Origin of the sequence: Thalassobacterium maritimum (assembly GCF_031127805.1) — a bacterium.
In the GTDB taxonomy this organism is placed as follows: Bacteria; Verrucomicrobiota; Verrucomicrobiia; order Opitutales; family Coraliomargaritaceae; genus Thalassobacterium; species Thalassobacterium maritimum.
In genome coordinates this window covers 40,151-59,154 of record NZ_JARXHW010000019.1, presented here as the reverse complement: position 1 = coordinate 59,154, position 19,004 = coordinate 40,151, and the positions used below count along the sequence as shown (strand labels likewise).

Here is a 19,004-nt window from a genome sequence, read left to right as displayed (position 1 = left end):
TGGATGAAACGGTTGCGGCTTGATGCCTGCTTACGCTTTATTCTTTGCTGTCATCGGAAGAGTCCTCGCCAAACAAGTCCAGCTGAGGCGCTTCGTCGGCAGCAGGCGCTTCGTCGGCAGTAGGCGCTTCGCTTTCAGGCGCTTCGCTTTCAGGCGCTTCGCTTTCAGGGGCGACTATCACTTCGCCTGTGACGGGGGCTGCGTTTTCAACCGCATCGGCATCGGTGCCTTCGACCAGGTCGGTGTCTTCGCCGGACTGATCTTCTTCGGTAGCGATGACTTTACTGATGCCGATCAACTCATCCTTATCGGCGAGGTTGACTAGTTTGACGCCGCTGGCGGCGCGACCAGTGACGCGCACTGTGTTGATCGGGCTACGGACGGCTTGGCCCTTTTTGGTGAACATCATGATCTCGTCTTTTTCGGTGACACTGAGTGCGCCTGCGACCTTGTCGGACTTGATTGCGATGATACCAGAACCACCCCGTGATTGCACGCGGTAGTCGCTGAACTCGGTGCGCTTGCCGAGGCCGTTGGCACCTGCGATCAGCAGCAGCTTCTTGGGCTCGACTTCTTCACCTTCAGCCGGTTCGGCTGTTGGGCTTGGATTCACGATCTCGATGGCCACGACCTTATCTTTTTCGGTCTTGAGCTTGATACCGCGCACACCCCGTGTGGCACGCCCTTGATCACGCAGATCCGTTTCGGGGAAGCGGATCGACTGCGCGTTACTGGTCACCAGCAGAATGTCGTCGTTACCGGTGGTGAGGCGTGCACCGATCAGGTTGTCGCCTTCGTCGATATTGATACCGATCAGGCCGCCCTTGCGGTGGTTCTTATAGTCGGAGAGCAGAGTCTTCTTAGTGACACCTCGCTCGGTGGCGAGCACGATGCGTTGATCAGACTCGTTGAAGTCTTTGACACAGATCATCGCGGCAATCTTCTCGCCGGCTTGTAGTTCGATGATGTTGGCGATGGCGCGGCCCTTGGCTGTGCGGCTGCCTTCTGGGATGTTGTAGACCTTTTCCACATAGACCCGACCGTTGTTCATAAAGAACATGATGTAGTCGTGAGTGGAGGCGGTGAAGAGGTGTTCGACAAAGTCGTCCTCGTATTGGCCCGAGCCGATCACGCCCTTACCGCCGCGCTTTTGTGAGCGGTATTCATCCAAGGAAGTGCGCTTCATGAAGCCCTTGTGGGTGACGGTGATCATGCAGCCTTCGTTTGGAATGATGTCTTCCATGGAAAGGTCGCCATCGATGGAGAGGATGGTCGAGCGGCGTGGGTTGCCATACTTGTCCTTCATTTGGGCAAGCTCGTCCTTGATCACCATCAGCAGCTTTTGCTCGCTTTCGAGAATGGAGCGCAGCTCTTCGATGACCGCCATCAGTGCGAGGTACTCTTCTTCGATCTTGCCACGTTCCATGCCCGTGAGCTGGTAGAGGCGCAGTTCGAGGATGGCGTTGGTTTGTATCTCCGAGAGGGGATACTTCGCCATCAGCTCTTGTTTGGCTTCTTCGCGGTTCTTGGAGGCACGGATGATTTTGACAAAGTCATCCATGTTATCGAGGGCGATCTTATAGCCTTCGAGGATGTGGGCGCGGGCCTCGGCTTTGCGCAGGCGGAAGGCGGTGCGGCGGTAGATGACATCGCGGCGGTGGTCGATGTAGCAAGTGAGCATCTCTTTGATGTTCATTTGCTTAGGACGACGGTTGTCGAGCGCGAGCAGAATGACGCCAAAGGAGCTTTCCAGCGGAGTGCTCTTGTAGAGCTGGTTAATGATGACGCGTGGGATGGCGCCGCGCTTGAGCTCGATGACGATGCGTGTGGTTTCGGTGGACTCGTCGCGCAGGTCGGAAATGCCGTCGATTGCTTTTTCCTTAATCAAGTCGGCGATTCGAATGACGAGGGAGGCGCGATTGACGTTATAAGGGATGGCCGAGATGATGATCTCTTCCTTGCCATTGTTTTCGACCACTTCGGCGATACCGCGGGTGCGGACGATGCCACGGCCGGTCTTGAGGTAGCTTTCGATACCAGACTTGCCGTGGATAAAGCCGCCACCGGGGAAGTCGGGGCCGGGAATGATCTTGATTAACTCGTCGAGTTCGATCTTCGGGTTGTCGATGATCGCGACTGCGGCGTCGATGACTTCGCTCAGATTGTGCGGCGGAATATTGGTGGTCATACCGACCGCAATACCCGTGGAGCCGTTCATTAGGAGGTTGGGCAGGGCGGAGGGCAGCACGGAGGGCTCGGTGGAGCTCTCTTTATAGTTGGGCACGAAGTCGACTGTGTCTTCGTCGATGTCCTTGAGTAGGTCTTCGGCGATGCCTTCGAGTTTACACTCGGTATAACGATAGGCAGCGGCAGAGTCACCATCGATCGAACCGAAGTTACCTTGTGGAATGATCAGCGGGTAGCGCATGACCCAGTTCTGGGCGAGGCGCACGAGCGTGTCGTATACAGAACTGTCACCGTGTGGGTGGTAGTTCTTGAGGACTTCCCCGACGACACCGGCGCACTTATCAAAGGGGCGGTTGTGGAGCAGGCCTTCACGTAGCATCGCGTAGAGGATGCGTCGTTGCACCGGCTTGAGGCCGTCGCGAGCGTCGGGCAGAGCGCGACTGACGATGACGGACATCGAATAGTCGATGTAAGCCGTCTGCATGATGTCGATAATCGACGTGCCCTCGGGGCGTGTATGCTCGGGGTTGTGTGGTGTGAGTTCTTCGGACATGAGATTTTTAAACTTCGTTTAAAATAATAGTGGATGGCGAATTACGGATCGCGGATTAGTTGCCGATCGTGAGTTTCGCTATTAGTTCTTAGCTATTCGCCATTGTTACACGTCGAGGTGAGCTACGTTGAGCGCATTATCTTCGATAAAGGCGCGGCGGCTCGGCACATCTTCGCCCATCAGCATGGAGAAGATGCCGTCCGCTACGGCGGCATCGGCGATGTTGACCTTGAGGAGGCGACGCTTCTTGGGGTCCATCGTGGTTTCGTAGAGCTGCTTCGGATTCATCTCACCAAGACCCTTGTAGCGCTGAATACTGAGGCCACGGCGGCCGATGCTGCGAATGTTCTCGATCAATTCGATGATGGAGTGGAGCTCGATAATGTTCTCCTTCTTCGGGTCGCCTTTGTTTTCGATGATTTGGTAGCGTGGTTCTTCGGATTTGGAGAACTGCTTGATGTCCATGCCAGCATCCGCGATTTCGCGGATGAGCTTGGTCATTTCCGTAGACTCGTAGATCTCGTGTAAGGAAATTCGTTGCTGAATCTTGATGCCTTCGTCGTTGACGATTTCGCGGATGACGGTGCCTGTGCCGTCTTCATCGTTGAGTTCGAACTCGGTGTGGAAGGCGATGCGATCGTCGTCATTCTTCAAGAAGCGGAATTCTTCTTCATTTCCAGTGCGGATGCGGACGATGTAGCGTGGCAATTTGTAGTCCTCGCTATCGTGTTGGTCGAGGAATTGAGCAAAGTCACAACCGTAACGTGTGACACCGCGGCCGATCATCTCTAGGCGCGACATGCACTCGACCAGTTGATCAATGGTCTCACCAGACAGCTCTGTTTGGTCGCGTAGGCGCACCAGGGTGACATCTTCGGATCCGAGTTCGAGCAGGATGCGGTTAAGCTGTGGATCGTTATCGACGTATTGCTCACGACGCTTGCGCTTAATTTTATACAGCGGCGGCTGAGCGATGTAGACGTAACCAGCCTCGATTAAGCCCTTCATTTGGCGGAAGATGAAGGTGAGCAGCAGGGTGCGAATGTGGGCACCGTCCACGTCCGCATCGGTCATCAAAATGATTTTGTGATAACGCGCCTTGGTCGCATCAAAGGCACCGTCGCCTTCGTGATCACCGATACCAGTGCCGACGGCAGTGATCAGGGTGCGGATTTCATTATTACCGAGCACCTTGTCGAGGCGTGCTTTTTCCACATTTAGGAGTTTTCCCCGAATCGGAAGGATCGCTTGTGTGGCACGGTCGCGCCCTTGCTTGGCTGAACCACCCGCCGAGTCACCCTCCACAATGTAGAGTTCTGATACGGAAGGATCTTTAGAAGAGCAGTCCGCGAGCTTGCCCGGCAGGCCTCCCGAGGAGAGCGCGCCCTTACGGACTGTCTCGCGCGCCTTGCGGGCTGCCTCGCGAGCGCGTGCGGCGTTGAGGCACTTATCGATTAGCTTTTTGGCGACTTGTGGGTTGGTCTCGAAGTAGTATTTGAGCTCTTCGCCGGTAATCTTTTGTACGATGCCGTCAACCTCACCATTGGAAAGTTTGGTCTTGGTCTGACCTTCGAAGCGCGGCTCTGGAACTTTGACTGAAACAATAGCCGTAAGGCCTTCGCGAGCATCTTCGCCGGAAAGGTTCGGCTCTTTGTCTTTAATCAGATTATTGGCCTTACCGTAGGCATTGATTACACGTGTGAGAGCGGTGCGAAAGCCGGATAGGTGGGTGCCGCCTTCAATGTTGTGAATCGAGTTCGCATAGGCGTAAATTTGGTCGTTGTAACTGTCGTTATACTGGAACGCGATGTCGACCACGATGTTGGCGTCCAAGTCCGGATTCGGAGTGGGGGCTTCACCATGGAAGCTGATGGGCTCTTCGTGCAGCACATTCTTGTTCTCGTTGAGATAAGTAACGTACTCGGCGATGCCGTCTTTGAAGATAAAAGACTCGGTCTTATTAATACGTTCATCGACAAAAGTGATTTGAATGCCGGGATTTAGGAAGGCCAGTTCACGCAGGCGCTTGCCCAGTAATTCGAATTTGAACTCGCGGGTGGTTTCGAAGATTTCCGGGTCCGGCGAGAAGGCGATGCGTGTGCCTGTGCGCTTGGTGTCGCCGATGATTTTCATTTTGGAAGTCGTCTTGCCACGGGAGAATTCCATCTTGTGGACTTTGCCGTCGCGTCGCACCTCAACCTCGAACCATTCGGAAACGGCATTCACGCACTTGGCACCGACGCCGTGTAGGCCACCTGAGACTTGGTAGGCACCCTTGCCGAACTTACCCCCGGCGTGTAGATTGGTCATCACCAGCTCTAGCGAGGGGATGTTGTACTTCGGGTGGATGTCGACTGGAATACCACGCCCGTCATCTTCGACGGAGCAGGAGCCATCGCTGTGGATGCTGACTGTGATGGTCGAGCAGTAGCCGGCGAGGGCCTCGTCGATCGAGTTGTCTACGATCTCAAACACGCAGTGGTGCAGGCCGCGCTCATTTGTGTCGCCGATATACATATCGGGGCGCTTGCGCACACCTTCGAGACCTTCGAGCTTCTGGATTTTCGACGAGTCGTAGACCTCATTTTTGGCCGCTGCAGCAGCGTCCATGTTATCTGAATTTTCGGGCGTTGTATCTTCTGGCATAAGCTGTAAATTTATATGTAAAGGGGCGTGGGCTGGCTACTAAAAAAAACTGCTTTTTTAGTTTTTTTTGAGTCTGATTAAGTCGCTATGCATGAGCCGCTTATGTGAGTCAGAAGTCGCTGGAATTGTTCCGCGAATAATCATCTCGGAGGCGGGCTGTTTTTTGGCAAAATACAGACACACGCGCTCGCTTTTGCTTTTAAGTTTACTTCTTGAGTCATGAGCCTAAGTTAAGCCCTGTGAAGCTTTCTCATAAACTTGAATATGCCTGCCGTGTTTTGGCCCAATTAGGCCGTAGCTATGGCCAAGATCAACTCGCGCACATCGAGACGCTCGCGACCGCTGAGGCGATCCCAGCGAACTACCTGGTGCAAATTTTAAATGAATTACGCAACGCGGGTTTAATCTTGAGCAAGCGCGGCAAGCAAGGTGGCTACGCACTGGCACGGGACCCGAAGAAGGTGAGTTTGATTGAAATCGTAGAGGCGGTCGATGGGGAGCTATTGGAGCGCAACTTCGGGGACTCCGGGCACTCTGGGGAGCGCGTGGCTTCCATCTGGCGAGAGGTCGGGCAAACTTTTGAGGCCAAGATGGCGGAATACACTTTAGACGATTTTATCGTGCAAACCGCGGATGCGGACATGTATTACATCTGAGGACTGAGGACTGAGGACTGAGGACTGAGGACTGAGGACTGAGGACTGAGGACTGAGGACTGATGACTGATGACTGAGGACTGATGACTGAGGACTGATGACTGATGACTGAGCACTGAGGGCCGCGTCTAATTGAATCCCCAGAAAATGGGCACCACGGCCACGGTGACGGTGAAGCAGATTAGGTTCAGCGGTAGGCCTACTTTGGTGAAGTCAAAGAAGCGGTAGCCGCCGACGCCGTAAACATAAGTATTGGTTTGGTAGCCGATCGGTGTGGCGAAGCTTGCAGAAGCTGCGATACAGCTGGCGACGACAAAGGGCCGTGGGTCGATGCCGAGTGTGGCGGCGATCCCCAGGGCGATCGGCACCATCAGGGCGACAGCTGCATTGTTGGAGAGGAATTCGGTGAATGTGGAGGTAATGATGTAAATCAATGCCAGCATGATCAGATTTTGGTATTGATCCGGTGCGAAGCTAGAGACCAGTCCGGTCATGCTCTGTGCAATCATGAGGCTGGCGCCGGTGGAGTCCATGGCCTGTCCGAGTGCCAGCATGCCGAAGATGATAATTAGAATGCTCCACTCGACGGATGCATAGGCCTCTTTAGCCTTCATACAGCCGGATAGTAGGAGTATGGCGACTCCAAGGCAAACCGCGGCCACGATGGGCACCACGTTGAAGGTGGCCAGTGCGACGATTGAGGCGGAGATGCCGATCGAGATGGGCATCTTGGCGCGCAGACTACGGGCGGGCACGCGCGGTCGGTCGAGAATGATGATTTCGTCGCTATTGGCGAGTGAGTCGATGGCCTTAGTTGAGCCCATCATCAGTAGTGTGTCGCCTGGCTTAAGGCGCAGGCTGAACAGGCGCTCGCGTTGGTTGGTGCCTTTGCGGTGCACGGCGACGACGACCATACGAAAGCGCTGCCGGAAATTGATTTCCCCCAGAGTCAGGCCGGCGATCGAAGCATGGGGGGAGATGACACCTTCGACCAGTGCACCTTCGTCGGTGGCAATGGTTTCCAAACCCTCGGCGAGTTCGGTTTGGATGGTGATGCCTTTCATCGAGTGTGCTTCGGCCACGCCGGACGGGCGGCAGGCGAGCACCAGCCGGTCGCCGTATTGCAGATTTTGCTTCTTAGGGTCGCCTTGCACCGCAACGCCATGGCGGACGATTTCCAGGAGCCGAATGCCACGACCTTTGAGCATGCCGCTTTCGATGGCGGTTTTGCCATGTAGATCGGAGCCCGCGCGCACGAAGGCCTCGGTGATGAACTCTTTGCGTTCTTCATCGCTGAGGATCGAGGTCAGCGTTTCCCGGTGTGGTAGTAGTTTATTACCGAAGAGCACTAGGTAGGTGGTGCCAAGTGTCAGAATTGGCAGGCCGACGGCGGCCAGTTCAAACATACCAATGGGCGCATGGCCGGCGTCCCGTAGAATGCCACTGGCCAAGAGGTTGGTGCTGGTGCCGAGCAGGGTGCAGGTGCCGCCAAAAATGGATGCATAGGAGAGTGGAATCAGCAGCTTGGACGAGGCCACACCCATTTCGCGCGAGAGCGAGAGAATGACGGGCATCAGCACGATCACCACGGGGGTGTTGTTCACGAAGGCGGAAACGCCAGCCACACCCAGGATCATAATAAAAAGAAAACTACGGTAGGGGAAGCGCGCCAGTTTACGCAGGTAGGCGGTGATTAGATCAATCGCGCCGGTGCGCTCTAAGGCCGCGCTCACGATAAACATACCCGCAATCGTGAGTGGGGCAGAATTGCCAAATACATTCAGCAAATGGTCTAGCGTAGGCAGTGCCTCACTCTGTGTCAGCACGCTTACAAACAACAGGATGCCAAAAACGGTCAACGCAGTCAAATCGGCTGAGATGCGCTCCCAAATAAAGCTAATAATCGCAAAGATTAACAGTGCGAAGACGAATAGAATTTCCCAGGTCATTTAAGAACGGTTCGGTATCAGTTATTGGAGGCGTAGGCGTCCGCTGGATCGTCTTCTTCCTCACTTTTCGCCCAATGATAGAAAGATATTCCGAGAATTGTAAGCGAAAATCCCATATTCACTACTTTCATGATAATTCCGCCTAGAATTTGATCATTCAGCGGGTCGAGGTCGATGATGCGTGGGGCCCAGGCGTAGGTGGGGTAGATGGCCTCATTGGCAAAAGAGAGAAAGCCGAACACGGGCAACTGGCCGACCATCAGTAAGAAGATCGCCAGCATGCAGACGCCATAGCTGCGCCGTGGCACGCGAGTGGAATTTGTCAAATAAGGCCAGAGCATGATCAGGCCGAGGGCAAACATGGTCCAGTGCTCTAGGATGTGTATGCGCTTATCGTGCAGCGCTGCTTCGTAAAGCGTTGGGATGTGCCAGATGGTATACACGAAGGTGAAGAGTAGCCCTCCGCAGGCGGGGTGAGTCAGTAAGCTCATGAGCTTGCGCAAAGGCTCTGGTTTGAGTAGCCAGTCAATCAACCATGCGGGCGTGCCGTAGATGAAGAGCGTGGTGCTGCAATAAATGAGCAACATGTGCTGCACCATGTGAGCGCAAAATAGGAACTGTTCGCCAATTTGATCTAAGGGCGAGCCCACTGCCAGATAGGTGAGCACCAAGCCGAGGTAGAACAGGATGCATTCGCGCAAGGGGAAGCGCGCCTCGCCAGCGATCCGTGAGCGCAGGGGCCCCACGGCCAAGGCGTACAACCAACCCACACCCAATAGGGTGATTAGGAGGAGCGGTTCGGTGTGCCAGTGCAATTGCATCGAGCGGAGAATGTAAGGTGGCGGCTCGCTTGCGAACGCAAAATGCGGCTACTGAGCTTGTTTTCGTCAGTAGCCGCTAAAAGTCGCTCGAAGTTGACCAGAATGCGGGGGATTCTGCTCTTCGCCAGTATGCGATACGCTTGCGCTTAGAAGGCGGTGATCGCGTCTAGGTCTACATTACTACGTGAGATCAATGAGCCCAGCGCCACAAAGGTGCCGGTGGCGATCGCCATTCCGGTGCCGAAGGCCAGTGTGAGTAGCAGTTTGTCGTAGAGCAGGTGCATGAACCATGCAATCACGGCTACGAATTTGAACAAGGAGAGCGTCAATAGGACCGTGAAGATAAAGGTCGAATTGAAGGGCAAGTAAACCAATACCAGTTCGACACCAGTGATGGCGGCTAGGCCGAGCGCTAGGTTGACGAAGGTATGGTACTTGTCGGTTTCACTGTCCTTGTGTGATTTTTCAGAGACAGGCAGTGGAGCGTAGTGTACGTCAGACATGGTCAAAGTTTTTTAATAATATAACAGGTGCGAATCGATCGATCAAATGAACTCGATCAAATAAACTGCGGTGAAAATGACGATCCAGACGATGTCGACAAAGTGCCAGTAGAGGCCCGCGATCTCCACGTCCACTGCGCTCTCATGTGCATCCATCTTACCTGTGTGAGAGTAGAAATACATGCAGATGAGCCAAAATATACCAATTGCGACGTGCACACCGTGGGTGCCTGTCATCATGTAGAAGGTCGAGCCGAAGGTATTTGTCGAAAGGGTGAGGCCCTCGTGCACGAAGTGCGCGAACTCATAGACTTGGCAACCGAGGAAGATCAGGCCGAAGAAGATGACGCCCAGCACATTGCGGCGAAAGCTTTTAAGCTCGCCCTTGTGCATGGCCGAAACTGCCAGCGCCATCAAGAAGGAGCTCATCAGCAGGATGAAGGTCGAGAACGAGGTGAGCTCCAAGCTGAAGAGGCTCGTGGGGTCAAAGGACTCGGGGTAGATCTTGCGGTAGATCAAGTGAGTCGAAATGAGCGTGCCGAAAAACATGCAGTCCGAACCGAGGAAGAGCCACATGAGTAGCTTCTTGTTGTCGTTGTTCAGGCTGAGGTGGCCGTCGTCGTGATGTGCTGTTGCTGTGTCAGACATTTAGAAAATTAAGAATTAGGAATTAAAAATTAGGAAATGTTGACGCTATGCTTCGTCCTCATCCGGGTGCAGGTGAAAGCCGCCAGGACCTTCGATCGCCCAGAGCGCTAGGCCCAACGTGATCACAAAGAGGCCGAAGATGGCGAATGAGCCCATGTAGGGGACGCCCGCTTGTTTCAGAGTCATGCCTAATCCGAGTGGCACGAAGCCAATCGATGCGATCAAAGGCATCCATGAATTACTCGGCATGTGAATGCCATGACCATGGTCGTCCTCGTAGGTGATCTTCTTACCCTCGGGCCCATGCTTGTGTGACCAGAGTGCGTCACGTGCTGGGATGATTGGAGTCTTGGCAAAGTTGTAAACCTGAGGAGGTGAGGTGGTGGCCCACTCCAAGGTGCGAGCATCCCAAGGATCATCGCCAGCCGGTTCGCCACGACGCAAGCAACGGATCAAGTCGACGAGTAGTAGCAAGATGCCGATGGCCAGAATATAGGAACCAAGGGTGCAGACCAAATTGTAAGTCGACCAGCCGAAGCCTTCCAGGTAGGTGTGGGTGCGGCGCGGCATGCCGAGCAGGCCCAGAAAGTGCATCGGGAAGAACGTCACGTTCAGGCCGACAACGATGAGAACTGCCACCCATGTGCTGAGTGAGCCGGTCCACATTTTACCAAACACCTTGGGCACCCAGTAGTAAATGCCCGATACCAGAGCGAGGAAAATGCCGCCCATGATCACGTAGTGGAAGTGGGCGATCACGAAATAGCTGTCTTGCTGCTGCGCATCGGCTGGGGCTGCGGCGTGCATGATGCCGGAGAAGCCCCCCATCATAAACATCCAGACGAAGCCCAAGGAGAAGATCATCGGAGCGGTGAAACGAATACGACCGCCCCAGATGGTGCCGACCCAGTTGAAAATCTTCACGCCGGTGGGCACCGCGATCGCCATGGTTAAGAGTGAGAAGGCCGCTGTGGCCACCTTGCCCAGTCCTGTGGTGAACATGTGGTGCGACCATACTGCGAAGCCGAGGAAGCCGATCACCGCGCCCGAGAAAATGACGATGGAATAGCCGAAAAGTGGTTTCTTCGAGAACGTCGGCAGCACTTCCGAAATGATGCCCATGGCAGGCAGCACCAGAATGTAAACTTCCGGGTGACCAAAAATCCAGAACAAGTGCTGCCACAGGATGGGTTGTCCGCCCCCGGCGACATTAAAGAAGTTGGTGCCAAAAGTGCGGTCAAACATCAGTTGTCCCAGGGCGATGGTAATCGCTGGGAAGGCAAAGATGATCAAAAATGCCACCACCAAACTCATCCAAGTGAAGACCGGCATGCGCATCATCTTCATGCCCGGTGCGCGCATGTTGAGGATGGTGACGATGAAATTCATGGATGCAGTGAGTGAGGCCACCCCAAGAATCTGGAGGCCCATAATCCAGAAGTCGGTGCCGACGCCGGAATATTCTTTACTGCTCAAGGGGGCGTAGCCAAACCATCCCCCCGAAGGTGCCAAATCGGTCATGCCCGCAGTCGGGCCCGATGCGGCGAAGAGCCCCATCATTTGTAACGCTTCCAGCAGCCAGCCAAAGTTGATGACCAGGGCGCCGGCCACGAATGACCATAGGCTCAGCGCGTTGATGCGCGGGAAGGCGACGTCGCGCGCGCCGATCTGCAAGGGGATCAGGAAATTGAAGAAGGCCGAGTTCAAGGGCATCACCGCAAGGAAAATCATGGTGGTGCCGTGCATAGTAAAGAGCTGATTGTAGCGCTCTGCCGAGATCAAGTTGTTTTCCGGCACGATCAGCTGAGTGCGAATGATCAAGGCTTCGATGCCGCCGATAAACAGGAAAAATAGCGCGATGGCACCATACATGATGCCGATCTTCTTGTGGTCCACTGTGGTCAACCAGTCGATGAATACGCTCTTGCTATGGTCCGGGCGCATTAGGCCCAAGCGACTGCGCTCAGGTTTGAGCACGTGCGGTTGGTGAGCGTGGCTGGTTTTAGGGGCGGGTGTTGCGGTTTCCGTTTGACTCATCTGAAAGGCCTACTTGAGAGATTGAAGGTAAAGTGAAAGCTTGCTGACTTCTTCGTCGGTCAGTAGCGCGGGCTCGCCGTGTTCATCGATCAACTCGCCGATGCCACCACCATTGGCTTTCCACATCAGGTTGCCGGGCTTAACGACTTCGGGCTCGTGGATCCATTTGTAAAGATTGTCGTATTGTTTTTCGACATCGATGCTGCCATCTTCGGCACGGTGATTGAGCCAGCCGGCTGCAATCGACTGGCGCGAGCCGATATTGGTCAGGTTGGGCCCAGCGACGCCGACCGCGCGCGGGTTACCGTTCACGGTGTGGCAGGTTGCACACTTCGCGCGGCCCATAAACAATTTCAGGCCTTCATTGAGATCCCCCGTTAATTCTTCAGGAGTTTCTTCGTAAGCGGCATACCACTCATCCCAGCTCTTGCCGTCGGGGGTGCCATGGCCCGCCTTTTCGTCGGCCACCCATTCAGCAAATGCTTGATCGTCGACCGCTGTAGTGCGGAACAACATGCGCGCATGCGACTCGCCGCAATATTCTGCGCATTGGCCGTAGTAATAATCGTGGATCTCCTCTTCGAGGTATTTCGCGTAGTCTTGGCGCAGTTCCGGACCTTCGCCTTCCAGGCCTTGTTTTTCTTTCCACTTGGCAAAATTATCGCCTGCTTGGATCCACATGGAGTTGGTGCGCCCGGGGATCAGGTCGACCTTACCCGCGATGCGTGGCAACCAGAAAGAGTGAATCACGTCGATCGAGCGCAGCTCTAGGTGCACGACTTTACCTGCGGGGATGATCATTTCATTGGCAGTCGTGATGCCGAGTTGTGGATATTCAAAAGCCCACCACCACTGATAGCCGATCACTTTAATGATGAGGGGATTTTCTGCCTCTTCCTCCGCTAGGTCGTCGCCTTGATACCAGGCGCCCAGGCGACTTTCTGGATCGTCCGGGGTTTCCTGGGTGAACCAGATAGCCCGAAGTGTGGGCACCGCGATGATCGCGAGCAGCAAGATGGATGCACCAATCAGGCCGATTTCTACCAGCGGGTTGCCGTGGCCCTGTGAGGGCATCGGGCGGTCATCGTTAGGACGCTCGCGGAATTTAATGACGGCATAGACGAATACACCCCCGACGATCACGAAGATAATACCTGTCACCCAAACGGTGAGCATGAATAGATTGAGTTGCTCCTCAGCGATCGGACCCTTGGTCACGAAAGTGGACATGCGAGTGTCCAAATTGCAGCCACCTAAAAAGGCGACCACGATGAGTGCGCTAAAATACTGAATGAAACGGCAGAATCCGTTTGAAATGGTCTTCACAGTGAGGTGAGTTCTTAGGTTATTGAATAGTCGGTATGGGGGGGCTATAAGAAAGCCAAGTGAGATGGATTAAGCGTCGTAATGGAGCCTGACAAGTATTTCTTCACAGTTCTTTAAGCAATTGTAATACAAATGTTGCGCTTCGTCGGTAGTGCCAAGTGCGCAGTCTGATGAATTTTAGCATCTGAGGCTGGACGATTTTGCGATCTTGGGCTACCTAGGGGGCATGAAAATGACATATAGTTTATGGGCCCTGCCTCTATTTTTGACCGCCTGTGGTGATTCCTCTGACTCGCATGCGCATCACGAGCATGAGGCCGCCGGAGGTGCTGCGCACGGCTCGGGCAGCGCCGCAGTTCCCGCGAATCCTATTTCGGTGGTAGATGGGGTGACCATAGTGGAGATGACTGGCAATGACCGTATGAAATTTAACCTAGAATCTTTCTCCGTGCCTGCGGGCAGTTCCGTTCGTTTGACGTTCACCAATGTGGGCCGCATGCCCAAGGCCGCAATGGGGCATAATGTTGTCTTTCTAACAGCCGAGGCCGATGCAGCCGCTTTTGCCACCGCGGCCGCAGCAGCCCGGGATCAAGATTACATTCCCGCGGACTTTGCAGAGCAAATTGTGGCGCATACTCAACTGCTTGGCCCAGGTGAAAGCGATACCATCGAGTTCACCGCTCCCGAAGAGCCCGGCGACTATGAGTATCTCTGTTCTTTTCCCGCTCACATGTATGCTGGCATGCGCGGCCTGATGACTGTGGAGTCGCCTTAATTACCACCAGAGGTAAAGAAAGCAATAGACCAGCACGCCTGTGACGGAAACGTAATACCAGATCGGGAAGGTCCAGCGCGCCCATGCGCGGTGTCGCTCTCGCTGACCCCTGATTGCAAGTGTCAGCGTCGTCAATATTAAGGGCACAATCAACATCGCTAAGAAAATGTGGCTGGCCAGCATCGCATAATAGAAGCTACGCCAGGCGCCTTCGCCCTCGAATGGGGTGTGGACTCCTTGCACCAACCATTTGTGCAGCACGTAGAAAAACAGAAAAATGACAGACACCGAAAACGCACTGAGCATGCAGGCGCGGTGCGCTCTTTCACGACCGGTCTTGATGCAGATAAAGCCCGCAGTCAGCAGCACAGTGGCCGTGCCATTGAGGCAGGCGTTTAGAGTCGGTAAGGATTCGGTAAATGACATGTGCGAGCTAGATTAACCATAGATCCAACACCAATGGGATCAGCAGGGCGGGCAGGTAGAAAATCGATGCGATAAATAGGCGCCGTGCTGCGGTGTCACGCACATCTGCTTTGAGAAACCTCCATGCGGGGCGTAATATATAGCAGCCCGCAATGAGCGCGACGGCGCCATAGCCCCAGCTCGCGTAGCCCCACAAGGTAGGCAGGAGTGTACTAATGACGAGCGCGATTGCGAAAACAAAAGCTTGGCGGGCGACTCGGGTGCCGTTTTCGTCTGAGTTGGACAGCATGATGAAGCCGCCTTTTTCGTAATCTTTGCGATAGGTCCAGGCGATGGCAAAAAAGTGTGGCATTTGCCAGAGAAACAAAATCGAAAACAGAATCCAACCCAAGGTGGAGATGCCATTTTCGGCGGCGGCCCAGCCGATCAGAGGTGGTAGCGCGCCAGGAAAGGCGCCGACTAAAGTATTCCAAGTAGTTAACTTTTTTAGTGGGGTGTATAGCAACACATAGGAGGCGATGGTGGCTGCTGTTAGTAAGCCAGCCAGCGGATTGGCGCCTGCGTAGAGTAAGTAAGTGCCAAAAACGCTGAGACCAGTGCCAAACATCAATGCATTATAGGGAGCGATTTGTCCTGATGGGATGGGGCGGTCTTGAGTGCGCACCATTTGCGCGTCCGCTTCGCGCTCCAGCCATTGATTGAGTACCGCGGCACCACCTGCTGCCAGAGAGGTGCCAATGAGTAGGCTGGCTAAGACGCCAAAGTCGCGCGTCGGGTCGGCGGCTAGGTAGCCGATCACCGCGGTAATCACCGACATGAAACTGAGTCGAGGCTTTGTGAGTTCGTAATAGCCATTGACTCTTGAGCGCAAAGAGAACGCCGTTTCGGACGAATCGGAGGCAATGTCTTTGGTATGTGTATTCGGTGAGCTCAAGGTAGTTGTGGGGGCACTAGTTATTATGGGGAGAGTTGGTAGCTCGCCCTGAGTGGTGTGCTAGAAAAGTTAGCCCCCACGTGCTGGCAAGGAGAAAAGCGCCGACTAATTGGTGTAAGGTGGCGGCGTAGGGGTTTTTTACGGTCCAAATCGTCAACGCGCCCAAGAAAATTTGCAGCCCAAGGATGAGTGCCAAGACTAAGGCGCCGTAGCCCAGGGCGCGCTTGGCTGCGGGTGAGCCCCAGACCTTCCCCAGAAAGATCAGCAGTACCGCTGTTACAATGACCGCCCCCACGCGGTGGGCGAAATGGATGCTGACGCCAAAGTTCCAGTAGGCAGGTATTAGACTGTTGCTGGAGGCCAGTGGAAAGGTGGCAATTGCCAATCCAGCACCTGCGTGTCGCATAATGGCACCAACGAGGATTTGCAAAAATAGGGTGATGGTGGCGGCGATGCCCCAGCGCTTTACGCCTACAGGTAGCACAACGTCGAGGCCCGCGCGGCCTTCAATCCAGCGGCGCGTGTTGGCGAGTGTCAGTGCCACTAAGAGGCCCAATACGACCATCGCGCCGCAGGCATGCATGACAGCAAAACTCTGAGCGAGCATATTGTGATCGCTCATGATATTGAGCTGGTCGAAGCGTACCCGCGAGCCTCCGAGCACGCCTTGTAAAATCACGACCCATACTAGAATGCGTGCCAAGGTGCGCACCCATTTACGCGATTCGCGCAGATAAGTCCATAGCAGCAAGCCGAGCGAGAGCAGGCCGATCTTCATGCCCAGCAGACGATGGCTGTGCTCCGCCATTTTGTCGGATTCGCTTAACCAGCCATCCGGGTTGATGGAGCCATTGGAGAGCGGCCAGTCTAGAAAGGCCATGCCTGCTTGGATGCTCGTCGTCATGCCACCCGCGAACAGTAGTAGTGTGATCCAAGCGAGAGCAAAGAGGCAAAAAAGAAACAAGAATGGCTTATAGCCATCCGTACGTTGTTGGGTGAGCGCGGGCATAAAGTGTGACGAACATGTCGGCTGCCGCAGATATTTCAAGTGTGCACAGCCTGAGAGAGCAAATTGACCTGAACCTTTGCTCCTTCTGGTATCTAGGCGAACATGAGTGGGTTTTTATTATGACCGCTAATATACGCTTATGCTGAGTCTGCGTAGGTGCATGAATGGATTTAGCTTCGTTCAAAGTTCGACCTGGAAGAGGACTGGGAACGTCGAACATCAAACGCCCAACATTGAACATCGAATGATTTGTGGGGACGGGTAAATGATGAACCAAAAAAAAGCCCCCGACTTACGTCGGGGGCTTTGCTAGGGGAATTGAACTTTTGTTGAACTATTCTGCAAGTAGCAGATCCAACATTTTCTTGGCGGAGTCAGGGATGACGGTGCCGGGGCCGAAGATGGCTTTGGCGCCTTGCTCGTAGAGATAGTCGTAGTCCTGCGCGGGAATGACACCACCGCAAACAACCATGATGTCTTCACGACCGAGCTTTTTGAGTTCGGCAATCAGTTCAGGCAGCAAGGTCTTGTGACCTGCAGCCAGCGAGGACATGGCGACCAGGTGGCAATCGTTTTCCACGGCTTGGCGCGCAGTCTCTTCCGGTGTTTGGAAGAGCGGGCCGATATCCACATCGAAGCCTAAGTCGGCGTAGCCGGTGGCCACCACTTTGGCACCACGGTCGTGACCGTCTTGGCCCATTTTCGCAATCATGATACGAGGGCGGCGGCCTTCTTCCGTTTCAAACTTTTCGATGAGTTCTTTAACTTCTTCCATAATCGTTGTGGTTCCGAATTCCTTGGCGTAGACGCCGCTGATTGAGCGGATCTTGGCCTTGTAGCGGCCGACTACGTTTTCGACGGCGTCGGAGATTTCCCCCAGCGAGGCACGGCAACGTGCGGCTTCCACTGCCAGCTCCAGCAAGTTACCTTCGCCAGTTTCCATGCTATGAGTAATCGCTTTGAGGGCGGCTTGGCAAGCGTCGTTATCGCGTTCGGCCTTGAGCTTTTTCAGGCGCTCAATTTGTGAATCGCGCACGGCGGTGTTGTCGATGTCGAGGATCTCCAGTGGATCTTCTTTTTCGAGGCGATACTTGTTGAGGCCCACGATGGTTTCCTTGCCGGAGTCGATCCGTGCTTGGCGACGTGCGGCGGCTTCTTCGATCCGAAGTTTTGGAATGCCTTCTTCGATCGCCTTGGTCATGCCGCCGTATTGCTCACACTCTTGGATGTGCGCCCAGGCTTTGTCCATGAGCTCCTTAGTGAGCGCTTCGACATAGTAGCTGCCGCCCCATGGGTCGATGAAGCTGGTCATGCCAGTTTCTTCTTGTAGGAAGAGCTGGGTGTTACGCGCAATACGTGCAGAGAAGTCAGTCGGCAGAGCGATGGCTTCGTCCAAGGCATTGGTGTGGAGCGATTGAGTGTGTCCACAAGCAGCGGCCATGGCCTCGATGCAGGTCCGTGTCACGTTGTTGAACGGATCTTGCTCGGTGAGTGACCAACCGGAAGTTTGGGAGTGTGTGCGCAGTGCCAGTGACTTCGGGTTCTTGGGATTGAACTGCTGGACTAGTTTCGCCCAGAGGCAACGCGCGGCGCGCATCTTGGCGATTTCCATGAAGTAGTTCTTACCGATGGCCCAGAAGAAGGAGAGGCGTGGTGCGAAGGCGTCGATGTCGAGGCCCGCCTCGGTGCCGGTGCGAAGGTATTCCAGACCGTCTGCCAAGGTGTAACCAATCTCAAGGTCGGCAGTGGCGCCGGCTTCTTGCATGTGGTAGCCAGAGATGGAGATCGAGTTGAACTTGGGCATCTTTTGCGAGGTGAACTCGAAGATGTCGCCAATGATCCGCATCGATGGTGTGGGCGGATAAATGTAGGTGTTGCGCACCATGAACTCTTTCAGGATGTCGTTCTGAATGGTGCCGGCGAGCTCTTCCAGTTTGCAGCCTTGTTCCAGACCGGCCAGGATGTAGAAGGCCAGCACGGGCAGCACCGCACCGTTCATGGTCATGGAAACGGATACCTTGCTGAGGTCGATTTGATCGAAGAGCACATTCATGTCCAGGATCGAGTCGATGGCGACACCGGCCTTACCGACATCCCCGGTCACACGTGGGTGGTCGGAGTCGTAGCCACGGTGTGTGGCGAGGTCGAAGGCGACGGAGAGGCCTTGTTGCCCCGCGGCGATGTTACGGCGGTAGAAGGCGTTGGACTCTTCCGCAGTGGAGAAGCCGGCGTATTGACGCACGGTCCAAGGGCGGAAGGCATACATGGTGGCGTAAGGGCCACGTAGGAAGGGGGCTACCCCGGCTGTGTAGTCGAGGTGCTCCATGCCATGATAGGCATCCTTACCGTAGAGCGGGTCGACGTCGATTTGCTCCATGGTTTCGGTCACGAGCTCTTTGACGGACTTGCCGGTTTCTTTTTCTACCTGAGCACTCCATTCTTCCCGTGTGGCGGCTGGCTTGGGTGCTTCGTAGCTGATGTTTTTGAAATCAGGTTTCATAGTAATTGATGGCTGATAATTGATGAATGATGAA

General features: G+C 54.6%; 14 protein-coding genes. 2 read left to right on the top strand and 12 right to left on the bottom strand.

The features are described from left to right. Positions 1-37: 37 nt before the first annotated feature. Positions 38-2,740: a DNA gyrase subunit A gene (gyrA, locus tag QEH52_RS09860; protein WP_308950111.1), complete on the bottom strand. Its 2,703-nt coding sequence runs from the start codon at positions 2,738-2,740 to the stop codon at positions 38-40. A gap of 105 nt (positions 2,741-2,845) precedes the next feature. Further along, positions 2,846-5,386, bottom strand: a complete 2,541-nt coding sequence (gene gyrB / locus QEH52_RS09855; protein ID WP_308950110.1) for a DNA topoisomerase (ATP-hydrolyzing) subunit B — start codon at positions 5,384-5,386, stop codon at positions 2,846-2,848. Positions 5,387-5,625: 239 nt separating this feature from the next. On the opposite strand from gyrB, the gene QEH52_RS09850 reads away from it, so the two are divergent. Beyond that, positions 5,626-6,042, top strand: coding sequence for an RrF2 family transcriptional regulator (locus QEH52_RS09850; protein ID WP_308950109.1), 417 nt, complete (start codon positions 5,626-5,628; stop codon positions 6,040-6,042). Between the two features lie 128 nt (positions 6,043-6,170). Here QEH52_RS09850 and QEH52_RS09845 read toward each other — a convergent pair whose 3' ends face one another. The 6 genes from QEH52_RS09845 to QEH52_RS09820 all read right to left on the bottom strand — a co-directional run bounded on the left by QEH52_RS09845 (position 6,171) and on the right by QEH52_RS09820 (position 13,326). Then, entirely contained in the window at positions 6,171-7,991 is a 1,821-nt protein-coding gene (locus tag QEH52_RS09845) for an SLC13 family permease (RefSeq protein WP_308950108.1), read from the bottom strand. Between the two features lie 17 nt (positions 7,992-8,008). Next, on the bottom strand, positions 8,009-8,812 hold the full coding sequence (locus tag QEH52_RS09840; RefSeq protein WP_308950106.1) for a cytochrome c oxidase assembly protein: 804 nt from the start codon (positions 8,810-8,812) through the stop codon (positions 8,009-8,011). Positions 8,813-8,958: 146 nt separating this feature from the next. Beyond that, entirely contained in the window at positions 8,959-9,315 is a 357-nt protein-coding gene (locus tag QEH52_RS09835; RefSeq protein ID WP_308950105.1) for a cytochrome C oxidase subunit IV family protein, read from the bottom strand. Between the two features lie 42 nt (positions 9,316-9,357). Continuing rightward, positions 9,358-9,963 (bottom strand): cytochrome c oxidase subunit 3, encoded by a 606-nt coding sequence (locus QEH52_RS09830; RefSeq protein ID WP_308950103.1) that lies wholly within the window; start codon positions 9,961-9,963, stop codon positions 9,358-9,360. Between the two features lie 45 nt (positions 9,964-10,008). Next, positions 10,009-12,000, bottom strand: coding sequence for a cytochrome c oxidase subunit I (ctaD, locus tag QEH52_RS09825; protein ID WP_308950102.1), 1,992 nt, complete (start codon positions 11,998-12,000; stop codon positions 10,009-10,011). A gap of 9 nt (positions 12,001-12,009) precedes the next feature. Further along, positions 12,010-13,326, bottom strand: a complete 1,317-nt coding sequence (locus QEH52_RS09820) for a cytochrome c oxidase subunit II (protein WP_308950101.1) — start codon at positions 13,324-13,326, stop codon at positions 12,010-12,012. 226 nt (positions 13,327-13,552) lie between these two features. On the opposite strand from QEH52_RS09820, the gene QEH52_RS09815 reads away from it, so the two are divergent. Beyond that, the gene (locus QEH52_RS09815; protein ID WP_308950099.1) at positions 13,553-14,101 is read left to right on the top strand and encodes a plastocyanin/azurin family copper-binding protein; all 549 of its coding nucleotides are present in this window, start codon (positions 13,553-13,555) and stop codon (positions 14,099-14,101) included. Here QEH52_RS09815 and QEH52_RS09810 read toward each other — a convergent pair whose 3' ends face one another. The 4 genes from QEH52_RS09810 to scpA all read right to left on the bottom strand — a co-directional run bounded on the left by QEH52_RS09810 (position 14,102) and on the right by scpA (position 18,970). Further along, positions 14,102-14,527, bottom strand: coding sequence for a DUF420 domain-containing protein (locus tag QEH52_RS09810; protein WP_308950097.1), 426 nt, complete (start codon positions 14,525-14,527; stop codon positions 14,102-14,104). Positions 14,528-14,534: 7 nt separating this feature from the next. Then, positions 14,535-15,461, bottom strand: a complete 927-nt coding sequence (cyoE, locus tag QEH52_RS09805) for a heme o synthase (protein ID WP_308950095.1) — start codon at positions 15,459-15,461, stop codon at positions 14,535-14,537. A gap of 16 nt (positions 15,462-15,477) precedes the next feature. Then, complete coding sequence (locus QEH52_RS09800; protein WP_308950093.1) at positions 15,478-16,470, bottom strand: COX15/CtaA family protein; 993 nt, start codon at positions 16,468-16,470, stop codon at positions 15,478-15,480. 334 nt (positions 16,471-16,804) lie between these two features. Continuing rightward, positions 16,805-18,970, bottom strand: a complete 2,166-nt coding sequence (scpA, locus tag QEH52_RS09795) for a methylmalonyl-CoA mutase (protein WP_308950092.1) — start codon at positions 18,968-18,970, stop codon at positions 16,805-16,807. Positions 18,971-19,004 lie beyond the last annotated feature (34 nt).